At 58.5% G+C, this 12,968-nt stretch carries 14 protein-coding genes, 4 tRNA genes and 1 pseudogene; 6 read left to right on the forward strand and 13 right to left on the reverse strand.

The features are described from left to right. Window positions 1–260: 260 nt before the first annotated feature. The 4 genes from ACA070_RS20315 to ACA070_RS20330 all read right to left on the reverse strand — a co-directional run bounded on the left by ACA070_RS20315 (window position 261) and on the right by ACA070_RS20330 (window position 740). Window positions 261–336, reverse strand: a tRNA-His gene (locus ACA070_RS20315). Between the two features lie 78 nt (window positions 337–414). Next, a tRNA-Leu gene (locus tag ACA070_RS20320) sits at window positions 415–499 on the reverse strand. Window positions 500–555: 56 nt separating this feature from the next. After that, window positions 556–631: transfer RNA gene (locus tag ACA070_RS20325), tRNA-His, on the reverse strand. 32 nt (window positions 632–663) lie between these two features. Beyond that, window positions 664–740, reverse strand: a tRNA-Arg gene (locus ACA070_RS20330). A gap of 275 nt (window positions 741–1,015) precedes the next feature. On the opposite strand from ACA070_RS20330, the gene folD reads away from it, so the two are divergent. Together folD and pbpG are read left to right on the forward strand one after the other, a co-directional pair. Beyond that, entirely contained in the window at window positions 1,016–1,870 is an 855-nt protein-coding gene (gene folD / locus ACA070_RS20335; protein WP_403104728.1) for a bifunctional methylenetetrahydrofolate dehydrogenase/methenyltetrahydrofolate cyclohydrolase FolD, read from the forward strand. 236 nt (window positions 1,871–2,106) lie between these two features. Beyond that, window positions 2,107–3,045 (forward strand): D-alanyl-D-alanine endopeptidase, encoded by a 939-nt coding sequence (gene pbpG, locus ACA070_RS20340; protein WP_497448079.1) that lies wholly within the window; start codon window positions 2,107–2,109, stop codon window positions 3,043–3,045. Window positions 3,046–3,100: 55 nt separating this feature from the next. On the opposite strand, the gene ACA070_RS20345 is transcribed toward pbpG, so the two are convergent. The 3 genes and pseudogenes from ACA070_RS20345 to ACA070_RS20355 form a co-directional block, all read right to left on the reverse strand. Further along, window positions 3,101–3,316: a hypothetical protein gene (locus ACA070_RS20345; protein ID WP_497448080.1), complete on the reverse strand. Its 216-nt coding sequence runs from the start codon at window positions 3,314–3,316 to the stop codon at window positions 3,101–3,103. A gap of 17 nt (window positions 3,317–3,333) precedes the next feature. Beyond that, window positions 3,334–3,540: a DUF6021 family protein gene (locus ACA070_RS20350; RefSeq protein ID WP_010458694.1), complete on the reverse strand. Its 207-nt coding sequence runs from the start codon at window positions 3,538–3,540 to the stop codon at window positions 3,334–3,336. 94 nt (window positions 3,541–3,634) lie between these two features. After that, window positions 3,635–4,362: pseudogene (locus tag ACA070_RS20355) on the reverse strand (cysteine peptidase family C39 domain-containing protein). 167 nt (window positions 4,363–4,529) lie between these two features. On the opposite strand from ACA070_RS20355, the gene ACA070_RS20360 reads away from it, so the two are divergent. After that, entirely contained in the window at window positions 4,530–4,700 is a 171-nt protein-coding gene (locus ACA070_RS20360; protein WP_178082292.1) for a hypothetical protein, read from the forward strand. Window positions 4,701–4,774: 74 nt separating this feature from the next. Here the strand turns inward: ACA070_RS20360 and ACA070_RS20365 are convergent, their stop codons facing one another. Continuing rightward, entirely contained in the window at window positions 4,775–5,524 is a 750-nt protein-coding gene (locus ACA070_RS20365) for a TerC family protein (protein WP_497448081.1), read from the reverse strand. A 26-nt stretch (window positions 5,525–5,550) separates the two neighbouring features. Continuing rightward, window positions 5,551–5,793, reverse strand: a complete 243-nt coding sequence (locus tag ACA070_RS20370; RefSeq protein WP_462027877.1) for a hypothetical protein — start codon at window positions 5,791–5,793, stop codon at window positions 5,551–5,553. A gap of 135 nt (window positions 5,794–5,928) precedes the next feature. Between ACA070_RS20370 and nhaR the strand changes: the two genes are divergently transcribed. Continuing rightward, window positions 5,929–6,828 carry a transcriptional activator NhaR gene (gene nhaR, locus ACA070_RS20375; RefSeq protein WP_010458685.1) on the forward strand — a complete coding sequence of 300 codons (900 nt, stop codon included), beginning with the start codon at window positions 5,929–5,931 and terminating at the stop codon, window positions 6,826–6,828. A gap of 4 nt (window positions 6,829–6,832) precedes the next feature. On the opposite strand, the gene ACA070_RS20380 is transcribed toward nhaR, so the two are convergent. Beyond that, the gene (locus tag ACA070_RS20380) at window positions 6,833–7,987 is read right to left on the reverse strand and encodes an MFS transporter (protein ID WP_497448082.1); all 1,155 of its coding nucleotides are present in this window, start codon (window positions 7,985–7,987) and stop codon (window positions 6,833–6,835) included. Window positions 7,988–8,266: 279 nt separating this feature from the next. Between ACA070_RS20380 and sstT the strand changes: the two genes are divergently transcribed. Then, window positions 8,267–9,499, forward strand: a complete 1,233-nt coding sequence (sstT, locus tag ACA070_RS20385; protein ID WP_497448083.1) for a serine/threonine transporter SstT — start codon at window positions 8,267–8,269, stop codon at window positions 9,497–9,499. 186 nt (window positions 9,500–9,685) lie between these two features. Here sstT and ACA070_RS20390 read toward each other — a convergent pair whose 3' ends face one another. Then, window positions 9,686–10,195: a DUF1993 domain-containing protein gene (locus ACA070_RS20390; protein ID WP_497448084.1), complete on the reverse strand. Its 510-nt coding sequence runs from the start codon at window positions 10,193–10,195 to the stop codon at window positions 9,686–9,688. A 139-nt stretch (window positions 10,196–10,334) separates the two neighbouring features. Here ACA070_RS20390 and ACA070_RS20395 point away from each other — a divergent pair, with 139 nt between their 5' ends. Next, window positions 10,335–10,982, forward strand: a complete 648-nt coding sequence (locus ACA070_RS20395) for a YceH family protein (RefSeq protein ID WP_438662099.1) — start codon at window positions 10,335–10,337, stop codon at window positions 10,980–10,982. A gap of 172 nt (window positions 10,983–11,154) precedes the next feature. Here the strand turns inward: ACA070_RS20395 and ACA070_RS20400 are convergent, their stop codons facing one another. Both ACA070_RS20400 and ACA070_RS20405 read right to left on the reverse strand, forming a co-directional pair. Beyond that, the gene (locus tag ACA070_RS20400; RefSeq protein WP_461975030.1) at window positions 11,155–11,673 is read right to left on the reverse strand and encodes a cupin domain-containing protein; all 519 of its coding nucleotides are present in this window, start codon (window positions 11,671–11,673) and stop codon (window positions 11,155–11,157) included. 240 nt (window positions 11,674–11,913) lie between these two features. Next, a complete protein-coding gene (locus tag ACA070_RS20405) occupies window positions 11,914–12,732 on the reverse strand; it encodes a shikimate 5-dehydrogenase (RefSeq protein WP_497448085.1) in 819 nt (272 codons plus the stop codon). Window positions 12,733–12,968 lie beyond the last annotated feature (236 nt).

Genomic DNA, 12,968 nt, shown 5'->3' on the forward strand with positions numbered 1-12,968 from the left:
CGGTTGCGCCTCGCCCTGTTAGCAAATACAGCCAGTCATGCCAAGGCTCTGCACCAATCCTTCTATATATAGAAGAACTGCCAATCATCTCCCTGACAGCCGATCTTGCGAGCAAGGTCGGCGGGTGGCGCGGCATCATCGAGAAACATAAATACGACGAAACACCCCGCCCCTGCGACCCAGGACATGCAGCCGCTTAACACTCGAACCGCTAAAACAAAAAAGGCGCCAGACTGTTAAATCTGGCGCCTCTCGAAATATGGGGTGGACGAAGGGGATCGAACCCTCGACAACGGGAGTCACAATCCCGTGCTCTACCAACTGAGCTACGCCCACCATATTGCCTTGCAAAGAAGCCAAACAACTCCCTTGCTGCGCCCCAACCAAGCCAGCCGGCTTGCGTGAAGCTTTATTTGGTGCGGATGAAGAGACTCGAACTCTTACACCTTGCGGCGCTGGAACCTAAATCCAGTGTGTCTACCAATTCCACCACATCCGCGTTTGAAGCTGTTAAAGCAAAGGCGCCAGACTGTTAATCTGGCGCCTTTCAAAATATGGGGTGGACGAAGGGGATCGAACCCTCGACAACGGGAGTCACAATCCCGTGCTCTACCAACTGAGCTACGCCCACCATATTGCGCTACTTGTGCCAAAGCTGCCTAATGGCGCACCCGGCAGGACTCGAACCTGCGACCATCCGCTTAGAAGGCGGATGCTCTATCCAGCTGAGCTACGGGCGCCTTATTAATCTGTACTCTTGGAGGACTACAAACTAAGAGCTTTCCAGCCTCGCAGAACCGTAATTCCGCTTGACCTTCTCATCCAGTGCTAGGCTGTGCCCGACAAGTGCGACGAATAGTATAGAGCGCCCCGAAGGCCGTCAAATCCTTTTTATAAAAAATTCATTTAATTAAAGGGCTTAGCGGAATTTGCAGACCAAGCGCCTTTGCCCTCACCTCATGACATGCGAGAATGCGTTCTCTTTTTTTCCCCTCTCGATGGTTAATCACGCGCAATGACTGCACAACTAATCGACGGCAAATCGATCGCCGCCAGCCTGCGCCAGCAGATCGCCAAACGAGTCACCGAGCGTCGCGAGCAAGGCCTGCGCACACCGGGCCTCGCGGTGATCCTGGTCGGCAGCGATCCCGCCTCTCAGGTTTATGTCTCGCACAAGCGTAAAGACTGTGAAGAGGTCGGCTTTATTTCCCAAGCCTACGACCTGCCTTCCGAAACCACTCAAGAAGCACTGACCGACCTGATCGATCGCCTGAACGACGACCCGGCAATTGATGGCGTTCTGCTTCAGCTTCCTTTACCTGAACACCTGGATGCTTCCAAATTGCTGGAACGCATTCGTCCGGATAAAGACGTCGACGGTTTCCACCCCTATAACGTCGGTCGCCTGGCCCAACGCATTCCGCTGCTGCGCCCGTGCACCCCTAAAGGCATCATGACCCTGCTGGAAAGCACCGGTGCTGACCTTTACGGGATGGACGCCGTGGTCGTCGGAGCCTCCAACATTGTTGGTCGTCCGATGGCGATGGAATTGCTGCTGGCCGGTTGCACCGTGACCGTCACCCACCGCTTCACCAAGGATCTGGCCGGCCATGTCGGCCGTGCCGATCTGGTCGTCGTCGCCGCCGGCAAGCCGGGCCTGGTCAAAGGTGAGTGGATCAAGGAAGGCGCGATCGTGATCGACGTCGGCATCAATCGCCAGGAAGACGGCAAACTGGTCGGTGACGTGATCTACGAAACCGCCCTGCCCCGCGCCGGCTGGATCACTCCGGTACCGGGCGGTGTCGGCCCGATGACCCGCGCTTGCCTGCTGGAAAACACGCTGTACGCGGCGGAAACACTGCACAGCTGAGGGCTCGCTTCGAAGTAAGCGATGAACAAAAGAACCCCGCCAACAGCGGGGTTTTTTTTGTTCGCGGCAAAAGGTCGACCATCCGCCGGAAAATGACTTTTTTTTCATGTTTCCACGAACTTTCGCCTCCTCCTTGAACAACCATCGACAGTTATTCAGCCATACTCCAGAATGTCGCGGTTTTACGAAATAGCCCGTTACATAACGGCTTATCAACACCTTATGAGTCTGCCAGCGTGAAAATCCCTCTTTCCATCCTGAGCCTATTATTTGCATTTACAGGGACGTTCATCACGCCAATCGCCAGCGCCGCGGAGACCACCGCGGCCCCCCGAGACACGAAACAACTCAAGCTCGCTTCCGGCAGTTCTTTGCTGCTGGATATGCAGACCAACAAAGTCATTTATGCCAGTAACCCTGATGTGGTTGTCCCTATCGCTTCCGTCAGCAAATTGATGACCGGCCTGATTGTGGTTGAAGCCCGACAGAACATGGACGAGTACATCAATATCAACATCAGCGACACGCCAGAAATGAAAGGCGTGTTCTCCCGGGTCAAACTCAAAAGCGAATTGCCGCGCAGGGAAATGCTGCTGATCGCCCTGATGTCCTCGGAAAACCGCGCTGCCGCAAGCCTGGCCCATCACTATCCGGGTGGCTACGTCGCATTCATTGCCGCGATGAACGCCAAGGCCAAGGCGTTGGGCATGACCAGCACCCATTTCGTCGAGCCGACGGGCCTCTCCCCTCGTAACGTCTCTACCGCCCGCGACCTGAGCAAATTGCTGATCGCCGCGCACAAGTACCCGTTATTGACCGAGTTGAGTACCACCAAGGAAAAAACCGTCACGTTCCGCAAACCCAACTACAGCCTGGGTTTCCGTAACACCGACCATTTGGTCCGCAAGCCAAACTGGGACATCAAGCTGACCAAGACCGGGTTCACCAATGAAGCCGGTCACTGCCTGGTGTTGGTGACCAGCATGGGTAATCGCCAGGTGGCGCTGGTGATCCTCGACGCCTTCGGCAAGTACACGCATTTTGCCGATGCCGCCCGCATCCGCAGTTGGGTGGAAACCGGCAAAGGCGCAGACGTGCCGTCGGTAGCCTTGCAGTACAAATCGGACAAAAACCTGAAGCACCGTCAGAGCGGTGTGGTTGAAGCTTCAAAATAAGTCAGCGACAGAAAAAACAAAGCCCCGAACATTCGGGGCTTTTTTTCGTCTGGCGTTAATCGTTGGGCAACGGCATCTGATCATCATCCGGAATGCCATCCCCGGCGCTTGGATCTTTCATGCCATGGGGAAGCTCCGTCGGGACCACCATCGGACGCGCCAAAGGATCTCTCAGCGGATCGTTCGGATCCAGCACCGGATCAATGCCCTTCTCGGGCGTAGTGGGAACACTGTCCGGACGTTTGTCATTGAAACTCGAATCAGTAGACATACGCACCTCACCAAGGGTTAGGGTTTCAGATCAGCGAGTGGGTCGTAAGGCTTCGCCGGAGCCTTGGGATTGTCGCCCGGCTTTACATCCCTGGGCGCCTTGGCGGGTCCGATGGGATCGACCTGAGGGTCGGCGAGGTCCGGCGAATCGGGGTCGAAACCCAACTCGTCGCCCGAGGAATGCTCAGACGAATGCGGGCCGTCGGGGGTATTGGAATGTGCCATGGGGCGCCTCCTGGAATCTGGTCCGGAGAAACCGGGCCTTGTCCTTTAGAGGCCAGGCACGCCCGACGGTGCCGGGCACATGACGAACGGAAACTTATTGCGCGGTCAGCGCCTTTTTCGCACGGGCAGCGGCCTGTTCCTGGCCGGCCTGGCCTAGATCGCTCGCTGCTTTGAGCCAGCGCTGCTGATCCACGTTGGCAGGGATCTGATTGGGTTTCTGGATGAGGACGGCCCAACCTCCGGCGTCCTTGAAAGATGACTCAAACGAACTGAAGCTCATCAAATTCCGGCGATTCATCCCGGCACGCAGCAACACCGTCTGCTTCTGGCGGTTGTAACCGGCGAGAATGGCGTAACGCGGTTCAGCCCAGAGCGCCGAGCCTTCAGTGAAGCGCACCATCACCGGATAACCGGCCGCGACCTGGGTCAACAGTGCCGGCAAATTGCTGTCGAGCGGATACACTACCATCCCGTACTCACGCGCCAGGTTTTGCATGTTCTGCTGCAACTGGGCCTCGGCACCCGGCAAGTGCAGGGGTTTTTCGAGCAAGCCGGGTGTGATCACAATGCCCTGCTGCGACAGCATGCTGGCCAGCACCTGAGGTCCGCTCTGATGGTCTTGGCCTCGGTAGAACGTGCCACTGAGTTCGACACGTTCCGGCAGACGCTTGATCTCCGGCGCCACACTTCCCGCGCAGCCTGCCAATCCTGCAACGCAGCCAACAATCAGCGCCGCCGTTCGAATTCGAGAAAATACCCGCACGTTCATCACTCTCTTGTTCAGACGCCAGGCAACACGCTCCCGGCTTGGTCGTCGATCATAGGGCGCCAAGCGGCGGCGGTATAGCCTTAAACCGCAGTCGAGTGCCTTCGATAGAGCGAACTGGTTGATGACAGGCGACCTTTGGTCAATAGCCTGAAACACAGCAGCGACTAGACTGTCATTTGCAGAGAGTGTGTGCCCGAGGCAGGGCAAAGAGGAGGCACTGATGAGCCTGACAATGACAATAGTGATGTTGATTTCCGGCTGGCTGGCCGTGGCCGCCGCCATGTTGTGGGGCGTTTTGCGGATTACCCGTCGGCACCATCACCACCCTGTTCAATCGGCGCCTTTGGCGAAGACCGATAAACCACCGGTACACCACGCGACCGCGCACTGATCCTTTCGGATTCGCCAACAAAAACGGCCGCCTGGGCTCTTTCGAGCGCAGGCGGCCGTTTCGTTTATCGCGGGTTAGGCTTCAGCCGCTATTTTCTTCTGCTTGGCCCGACGCGACATCATGTTCAAGCCCTCGATGGTCGCCGAGAAGGCCATGGCGGCGTAGACGTAGCCCTTAGGCACGTGGGCACCGAAACCTTCAGCGATCAGCGTCATGCCGATCATGATCAGGAAGCCCAGCGCCAGCATCACCACCGTCGGGTTTTCGTTGATGAATTTGGCCAGAGGATCAGCCGCCAGCAACATCACCAGTACCGACACCACCACAGCGATGATCATGATCGGCAAATGCTCGGTCATGCCCACAGCGGTAATGATGCTGTCGATGGAAAACACCATGTCCAGCATCAGAATCTGACCAATCGCAGCAGCAAAGCCCAGGGTCACAGTCGAGGTCGCCGACTTCGGATCATCCGGTGCCGGGTCCATGCTGTGATGGATCTCGGAGGTCGCCTTCCACAACAGGAACAGGCCACCGGCGATCAGGATCATGTCTTTCCAGGAGAACGCATGGCCGAGAATATCGATCACAGGCTCCGTCAACTGGACGATGAAAGCGATGGTGCTCAGTAGGCCCAAGCGCAGAATCAGTGCCATGCCGATACCGATGCGGCGTGCTTTCTGCCGATGCTGCTCTGGCAGTTTGTTGGTCAGGATCGAGATGAAGATCAGGTTATCGATGCCGAGCACGATTTCCATGACGATCAAGGTGGCCAGGGCGACCCAGGCGGTGGGGCTTGCAGCAAGTTCTAAAAGGTATTCCATGGGTCAGTCCTGACTCGTTGAACGGTTTAGATTTCCTGGGACGAAGATTCGGTTTTCTGCTTGTCTTCGCCCGATGGTTCTTTCTTGCTGATCAGTCCGCCGGTGGCATCACTGATCGCCTGTTCGGCGGCTTTGTGGGTGTCGTCGATCGCCTGTTTGGCGGTTTCGGCGGCCTTGCCCATCAATTGCTGAGCACTTTTCTCGGCTTGGTCGCAACCGGCCAATACCAGTAAAGACGTAATCAGCAGCGCCGTGGTTTTAAGCTTCATGATGCTTTCCTCGATAGAACAAAACGGGCGGAAACGATGGCCCGTTGATAGCGAGGCATTCTAGGGAGGCAAACACTTCAGGAAAATTCGTATTTTTAGCGGTTATACTTCGGTTTTTACGAACTGTAGGTCGTCATGCTCAACTATCGGCAATTGCATTACTTCTGGGTGGTGGCCAAGACCGGCAGCATTGTGCGTGCCTGCGAGCAGCTGAACCTGACGCCCCAGACCATCAGCGGGCAGATTTCCTTGCTCGAGCAGACTTACGGCATTGAGCTGTTCCGAAGGGTCGGCCGGCAACTTGAGCTGACGGAGGCCGGGCGTCAGACCCTGCCCTACGCCGAGCAAATGTTTCAGCTGGGTGGCGAACTGGAGTTGATGCTGCGGGCGCAACCCAACGAACAGCAGATCCTGTTTCGGGTGGGCGTCGCCGATGTGGTGCCCAAATCCATCGTCTATCGCCTGATCGCGCCGACCATGGAATTGAGCGAGCCGCTGCGCATCACCTGTCGCGAAGACAAACTCGAACGTTTGCTCGCCGACCTGGCGATCCAGCGCCTGGACCTGGTGATTTCCGACAGCCCGATGCCATCGCATCTGGACATCAAGGGTTACAGCCAGAAACTCGGTGAATGCGGGATCAGCTTCTTCGCCACCGCTGAACTGGCAGCGCAGTACGGCCAGGATTTCCCCCGCAGCCTGCACGGCGCACCGCTATTGATTCCCGGGCCGGAAACTGTGGTGCGCAGTCGTTTGCAGCGCTGGTTTGCCGAGCAGCAGATCCAGCCGCGCATCGTCGGCGAATTCGACGACAGCGCCTTGATGCAGGCTTTCGGTCAATCAGGCAGCGGGATTTTCATCGGCCCGAGCGTGATTGCCGACGAAGTGAAACGCCAATACGGCGTGGAGTTGATTGGCCAGACCGACGCGGTGACCGAGTCGTTCTACGCCATTTCGGTGGAGCGCAAGGTCAAGCACCCCGGCATTGTGGCGATTACCGAAGGTGCCCGACGCGAGCTGTTCACCGAGCTGTGAAAGGTCAGGCGCAGACTTCGCGCGGTTTCATGGTCATCAGCGCCATGGCCAGGAGAATCGAAGCCAGGATAAAAACCGCCGCCGCAAAACCCAGCCCGCCCAGGCCAACGCTGTCGATCACGCGTCCGCCGACCATTGCGCCCAGACCGATGCCGAGGTTGGCCCCGGCAATGTTCAGCGACGCGGCAAAGGCTGGAGCCTCGGGCGCGGCCTTCATCAATCGCACATGGCTGACCAGGAACAACGCGGCCTGGGTCACGCCCCAAATCCCCATCGCCGCCGCCAGACCGAGCGGCGAATGAATGTTCGGCACCAGCGCCACCATGCCGGCGATCATGAATGCGCAGAACATCATCGAGGCGATCAGCGGATGACGGTCCACCGCGCGACCGCCCAATGAGTTGCCGATCAAACCGACCGCGCCAAAGCCCATCAGGCACCATCCGACCACCGTGCCGTTGAAACCGGCAAGGCGTTCAAGGATGTCTGCGAGGTAGGTGTAAGCGGTGAACATGCCGCTGAACACCAGGACCGACAGCAACACATGGCCCAGCATCAACGGGCTGCGCAGGATCTTGAACTGTGAGCGGAAGCTCACCTGATGCTGATGCAGATTGGTTTTCGGCAGGTAGATAAACAGCAGCAACGCCTTGGCAAACGCGATCACCGCCAGAATCCCAAAGGCACTGCGCCAGCCGAACGCGTCGGAAATCAATGTGCCCACCGGAATACCAAACACTGTGGCGCAGACGATACCGAAACCGATCTTGGCAATGGCGCGCCCGGCGTAGTCCGGCCCGACGATGTCCACCGCGGTTTCACTGGCCAGCGCCCAGAACACCGGCAACCCCAGCGCGGGGATCAGCCGGGCGATGGACATCACCCAAATGTTCGGCGCAAACGCGGCGAGGGTGTTGGCCAGACCGAACATGATCAGCACCGAGATGAACAGCTTGCGCCGCTCGAACCTGGCGAAGTACGCAGTCAGGAATGGCCCGAACGCCGCAACGGTGAAGGCGAACAAGGTCACCAGCAGACCCGCCTGGGGAATGCTGACGTCCAGGTCTCGGGCGATCGCCGGCAACAGACCGACGATGATGAACTCCGTGGTCAGCACGGTAAAACCGGCGGCCGACAACAGAAGGATGGGCAACAACATGCAGAACTCCAGAAAAACGACGACACCAGCGATAGCCCGAAGGCCCACTGGCATGACTTGAAAATGAGGATGCGCAATCTTAACAGAGTGTTTCCGATCAGGGTTGCACGAACCTGCCGATCTCGTTGAACACGCGGGCGGCAGATCGTCACAGGTCTGAAGGATGAAGACCACGCTGTGATAAAGTCCGCGCCCTGCGATACGTACACCTGTTCATCGGCCACTCCTTGGCACTGATGTCGCGACACCCCCGCACCTAATAATCAGAGATGCCGTTTTATGACTGCTTCATCCCCTTCGCTATTGCAACGCTTGAAACGCTTGAGCCTGGTCTCGCAAATCGTCATTGGCCTGATCGCCGGGATTGCCCTGGCGCTGTTCGCGCCGGACGTGGCGAAGTCCACGGCGTTCATCGGCAAGGTCTTCGTTTCGGCGCTGAAAGCCGTCGCGCCGATCCTGGTGTTCGTGCTGGTCATGGCCTCGATCGCCAACCATAAGCACGGCCAGGAAACCCACATCCGGCCGATTCTGTTTTTGTACCTGCTGGGCACGTTTGCCGCCGCCGTCGTGGCCGTGGTTGCCAGTACGTTGTTTCCCTCCAGCCTGGTATTGGCCACACAGGACGTCGCGGTCACCGCGCCGGGCGGTATCGGCGAAGTGTTGCAAAGTCTGCTGCTCAGCGTGGTCGACAACCCGGTCAGCGCGCTGATGAACGCCAACTTCATCGGCATTCTGGCGTGGGCGATTGGCATGGGCGTTGCGATTCGCCATGCCGGTGACACGACTCGCGAGGTACTCGGCGACCTGTCCAATGGCGTGACCCTGATCGTGCGCCTGGTGATTCGTTTCGCGCCGCTGGGGATCTTCGGCCTCGTCGCGTCGACCCTCGCCACGTCCGGCTTCGGGGCGTTGCTCGGTTACATGCATCTGCTGGCCGTGCTGCTGGGCTGCATGCTGTTCGTGGCGCTGGTGATGAACCCGCTGATCGTGTTCTGGAAACTGCGTCGTAACCCGTACCCGCTGGTGCTGACCTGCCTGCGGGAAAGCGGCATCACCGCGTTCTTTACCCGCAGCTCGGCGGCGAACATTCCGGTCAATCTGGAATTGAGCAAGCGCCTGGGCCTGCATGAGGACACTTACTCGGTATCGATTCCGCTCGGCGCCACCATCAACATGGCCGGCGCGGCGATCACCATTACCGTGCTGACCCTGGCAGCCGTGCATACCCTGGGTATCGCCGTGGATATCCCGACGGCCATTCTGCTCAGCGTGGTGGCGGCGATCTGCGCGTGTGGCGCTTCGGGCGTGGCGGGCGGTTCGTTGTTGCTGATTCCGCTGGCGTGCAGTTTGTTTGGTATTCCGAGTGAAATCGCCATGCAGGTGGTGGCGGTCGGTTTCATTATTGGTGTGTTGCAGGATTCTGCGGAGACTGCGCTGAACTCGTCCACCGACGTGCTGTTCACCGCCGCGGCTTGCCTCGGTGAAGAAGCAAAAGCAGAACGGTTGACCTAACCCAAATCCCTGTGGGAGCGAGCCTGCTCGCGATGGCGGACTTTCAGCCAACATCAATGTTGAATGTACCTCCCTCATCGCGAGCAGGCTCACTCCTACAGGATCTGCGGTGCAGATGAACAATGCGTACCCATGAAAAAGCCCCCGCAACCTCAGGCTGCGGGGGCTTTTTTGTACCTGAGCGGTTTAGAAAGCGCCCATGTAGTCGCGCTTGCCCACTTCCACACCGTTGTGACGCAGCAATGCGTACGCGGTGGTGACGTGGAAGAAGAACTGCGGCAGACCGTAGCTCAGCAGATAAGCCTGGCCACTGAAGCGTTTCTCTTTCGGCGTGCCTGGACGGGTAACGATCTCGATGCCTTCCTTGCCGTCGATCTGCTCAGGTTTGATCTCGCCGATGTAAGCCAGGACCTTGGCGATCAGTGCTTGCAGTTCAGCGAAGGTGGTTTCGGTGTCGTCATATTTCGGCACTTCGATCTCGGCCAGGCGAGAGGACACGCCTTTGGCGAAATCAACGGCGATCTGCACCTGACGCACCAACGGGAACATGTCCGGGTACAGGCGAGCTTGCAGGAAAGCGTTCGGGTCAATGTTCTTGGCAGTGGCGTGGGCTTCGGCCTTGTTCAGAACGTCGCTCAGGGCGCCGAGCATTTGTTTGAAAACCGGAACGGAAGCGGCATACAGGGAAATGGTCATGACAGTCTCGTGTGGTGACAGGAGGAAAACGTGGGCCGATTATAGCCATGCCCGCCCCACCTGCGGCTTGTCTTTTATCCAGCAAGGATTAGGCTAGGCGGCTTCGACTGCATGCTTTCACAGCAAAGGGAAAAGCGCGATGAGCACTGAGCAAGAGACGACCTTCGACGAGCCGCGGCTCAACAGCACGGAAATCCGCATTCTGGGCTCGTTGATCGAGAAGCAGGCCACCAGCCCGGAAACGTATCCGCTGACCCTTAATGCGCTGGTGATTGCCTGCAACCAGAAAACCAGTCGCGAACCGGTGATGAACCTCACCCAGGGTCAGGTCGGCCAGAGCCTGCGCGCCCTTGAAGGTCGCGGCTTCACCAAACTGGTGATGGGCAGCCGTGCCGATCGCTGGGAGCATAAGGTCGACAAGGCGCTGGAACTGGTGCCGGCCCAGGTGATTCTGGCGGGATTGTTATTTCTGCGGGGGCCACAGACGGTCAATGAACTGCTGACCCGCAGCGGCCGCATGCATGATTTTGAAGACGCCGAACAGGTGGTGCATCAACTGGAGCGGCTGATTGCTCGCGGTCTGGCGTTGTTGATTCCACGTCAGGCCGGGCAGCGCGAAGACCGCTATATGCATGCGCTGGGTGATCCGGCGGATATCGAAGTCATCCTCGCAGCCCGGCAAAACCCGGCCGAACGTGGCGCCGGCAGCGGCGTGTCGGTTGAGCGGATCGAAGAACTTGAGGCGCGGATTGCCGCGCTGGAAGAACGCCTGGCCCGCCTCGAATAACCAGCGCGATCCCTGTAGCAGCTGTCGAGCCTGCGAGGCTGCGTCCGGCTGCGCAGCAGTCGTGAATACAGGCAATGCGGTGTTCAGGTGTACCGTGCATGCAGGGTTTACGACTGCTGCGCAGCCGGACGCAGCCTCGCAGGCTCGGCAGCTGCTACAAGATAAGCGCAGGTTATTCGCCATCCCAGTAATCAACCCCGTCGCCCGGCCGGGCGATGGCGACGAAGCCTGAGGCATTGCCTTCGGCGTCGACCTTGAAGTCGTCCATCACCGCGTATTTACCAGAATCCGGGTACTCGCAAATCTCCGGCGATTGCTGGGTGCTGACCGCCAGGTAGCGCAGTTCGCCATTGCTGTTGTTGATGATCTGGTGCGCGGCTTCAGGACCGCCCGGCGGGCAGGCGATCACGTCACCGGCGCGGATCGGAAAACGCTCGGCACCGAGACGAACCTCCCCTTCCCCGGCCACGACGTAAAACATTTCCTCGTTGACCCGATGACTGTGAAACGGACTGCCACGCATGCCTGGTTCGAGTACATACAACCGATAACCGAGCTTTTGTGCACCCAGCTGCTGACCGACGCGGGCCATTCTCTGCTGATAGCGGCCGGCGGTTTCACCGGTGGGCGCCAGGGCTTCGGGCAACGGTTCAAGTTCGACCTGATTCAGGTTGAGGATGGGGGGATGCATGGGAACCTCGGGCACGGTTTGTTTGTTGGGGCGGCAAGTCTTTGTTTGCTGGCGGGGAGTATAGGCAGGGAAATGTGCGGCAACTGATTGGGCTTGCCTGGGGACCGAGTTGCGCCCATCGCGAGCAGGCTCACTCCCACAGGGTCTCTGTCGGTCACACATTTTGTGTACGACGCCGATTAACTGTGGGAGTGAGCCTGCTCGCGATGGGGCCGGTACAGCCAACCAAGAACCTCAGGATCAGCCCCGGGCAAACTCCACCGCTTTCTTGAACTGCTCATCCGTCGGCCGTACTCCGGTGTACAGGACAAACTGCTCCAGTGCCTGGATCGCAATCACTTCCAGCCCGGTAATCACCCGCTTGCCCTCGGCACGACCGCGCACGATCAGCGGTGTTTCCGAGGGAATCGCCACCACATCGAAGACCGTCTCGGCAGCAGCAATGGTTTCAGCATCGAACGCCAGTTGATCGGCCTCCGGCCCGCCGCTCATGCCGATCGGCGTAACGTTGATCAACATCTGTGGGCGCTGAGTGCCCAGTTCTGCTGACCACTGATAACCCAGCGACTCAGCTAACGCACGCCCGGCGCGCTCGTTACGGGCCACGATCAGGCCATTTTTATAGCCGCCATCGCGCAAGGCGCTGGCCACGGCTTTGGCCATGCCGCCGCTGCCGCGCAGGGCAAAGGTCGATTCCTTCGGCACCTGATGGGTTTCAAGCAGCTGCGCAATGGCGATGTAATCGGTGTTGTAAGCCTTGAGGTGGCCGTCGGTGTTGACGATGGTATTGATCGACTGAATGGCCGCCGCGGACGCGTCCAGCTCATCCACCAGTGCGATACAGGCTTCCTTGAACGGCATCGACACGCCACAGCCACGAATGCCCAGTGCGCGAATGCCGCCAACAGCGCCCGGCAGATCCTGACTGCTGAAGGCCTTGTAGTAGAAATTCAGGCCCAGTTGTTCATACAGATGATTGTGAAACCGCAGGCCGAAATTGCCGGGACGCCCGGAAAGCGACATACATAGCTGGGTGTCTCTGTTGGGGTTCATCTGCATGAAACTTCTCCTTCAATAGCACTTTCAGATGGACGGGATTAGCCATTCCATCAGGTCTGTTCGATCATAACGACGTGTCTGCGCGAGGCATCGCGCAACCGTCAGGAAGTCGGTACAGACCTTACACAAAATTTACCCAACGGCTGTGCTGATTTTCAAAAAACCGCTGTCTTAGATGTATCCCCGCGACAATCCTTGGGTCTATTGCAGACGCAAGCGCCGGGTCGAAGAACCGA

The sequence above is a fragment of the Pseudomonas sp. LBUM1678 genome (assembly GCF_059695575.1).

Coding starts and splice junctions, on each gene's coding strand:
- folD (WP_403104728.1), top strand. CDS start 1,016: ATGACTGCACAACTAATCGACGGCAAATCGATCGCCGCCAGCCTGCGC.
- ACA070_RS20345 (WP_497448080.1), bottom strand. CDS start 3,316: ATGTCTACTGATTCGAGTTTCAATGACAAACGTCCGGACAGTGTTCCC.
- ACA070_RS20350 (WP_010458694.1), bottom strand. CDS start 3,540: ATGGCACATTCCAATACCCCCGACGGCCCGCATTCGTCTGAGCATTCC.
- ACA070_RS20360 (WP_178082292.1), top strand. CDS start 4,530: ATGAGCCTGACAATGACAATAGTGATGTTGATTTCCGGCTGGCTGGCC.
- ACA070_RS20365 (WP_497448081.1), bottom strand. CDS start 5,524: ATGGAATACCTTTTAGAACTTGCTGCAAGCCCCACCGCCTGGGTCGCC.
- ACA070_RS20370 (WP_462027877.1), bottom strand. CDS start 5,793: ATGAAGCTTAAAACCACGGCGCTGCTGATTACGTCTTTACTGGTATTG.
- nhaR (WP_010458685.1), top strand. CDS start 5,929: ATGCTCAACTATCGGCAATTGCATTACTTCTGGGTGGTGGCCAAGACC.
- ACA070_RS20380 (WP_497448082.1), bottom strand. CDS start 7,987: ATGTTGTTGCCCATCCTTCTGTTGTCGGCCGCCGGTTTTACCGTGCTG.
- sstT (WP_497448083.1), top strand. CDS start 8,267: ATGACTGCTTCATCCCCTTCGCTATTGCAACGCTTGAAACGCTTGAGC.
- ACA070_RS20390 (WP_497448084.1), bottom strand. CDS start 10,195: ATGACCATTTCCCTGTATGCCGCTTCCGTTCCGGTTTTCAAACAAATG.
- ACA070_RS20395 (WP_438662099.1), top strand. CDS start 10,335: ATGAGCACTGAGCAAGAGACGACCTTCGACGAGCCGCGGCTCAACAGC.
- ACA070_RS20400 (WP_461975030.1), bottom strand. CDS start 11,673: ATGCATCCCCCCATCCTCAACCTGAATCAGGTCGAACTTGAACCGTTG.
- ACA070_RS20405 (WP_497448085.1), bottom strand. CDS start 12,732: ATGCAGATGAACCCCAACAGAGACACCCAGCTATGTATGTCGCTTTCC.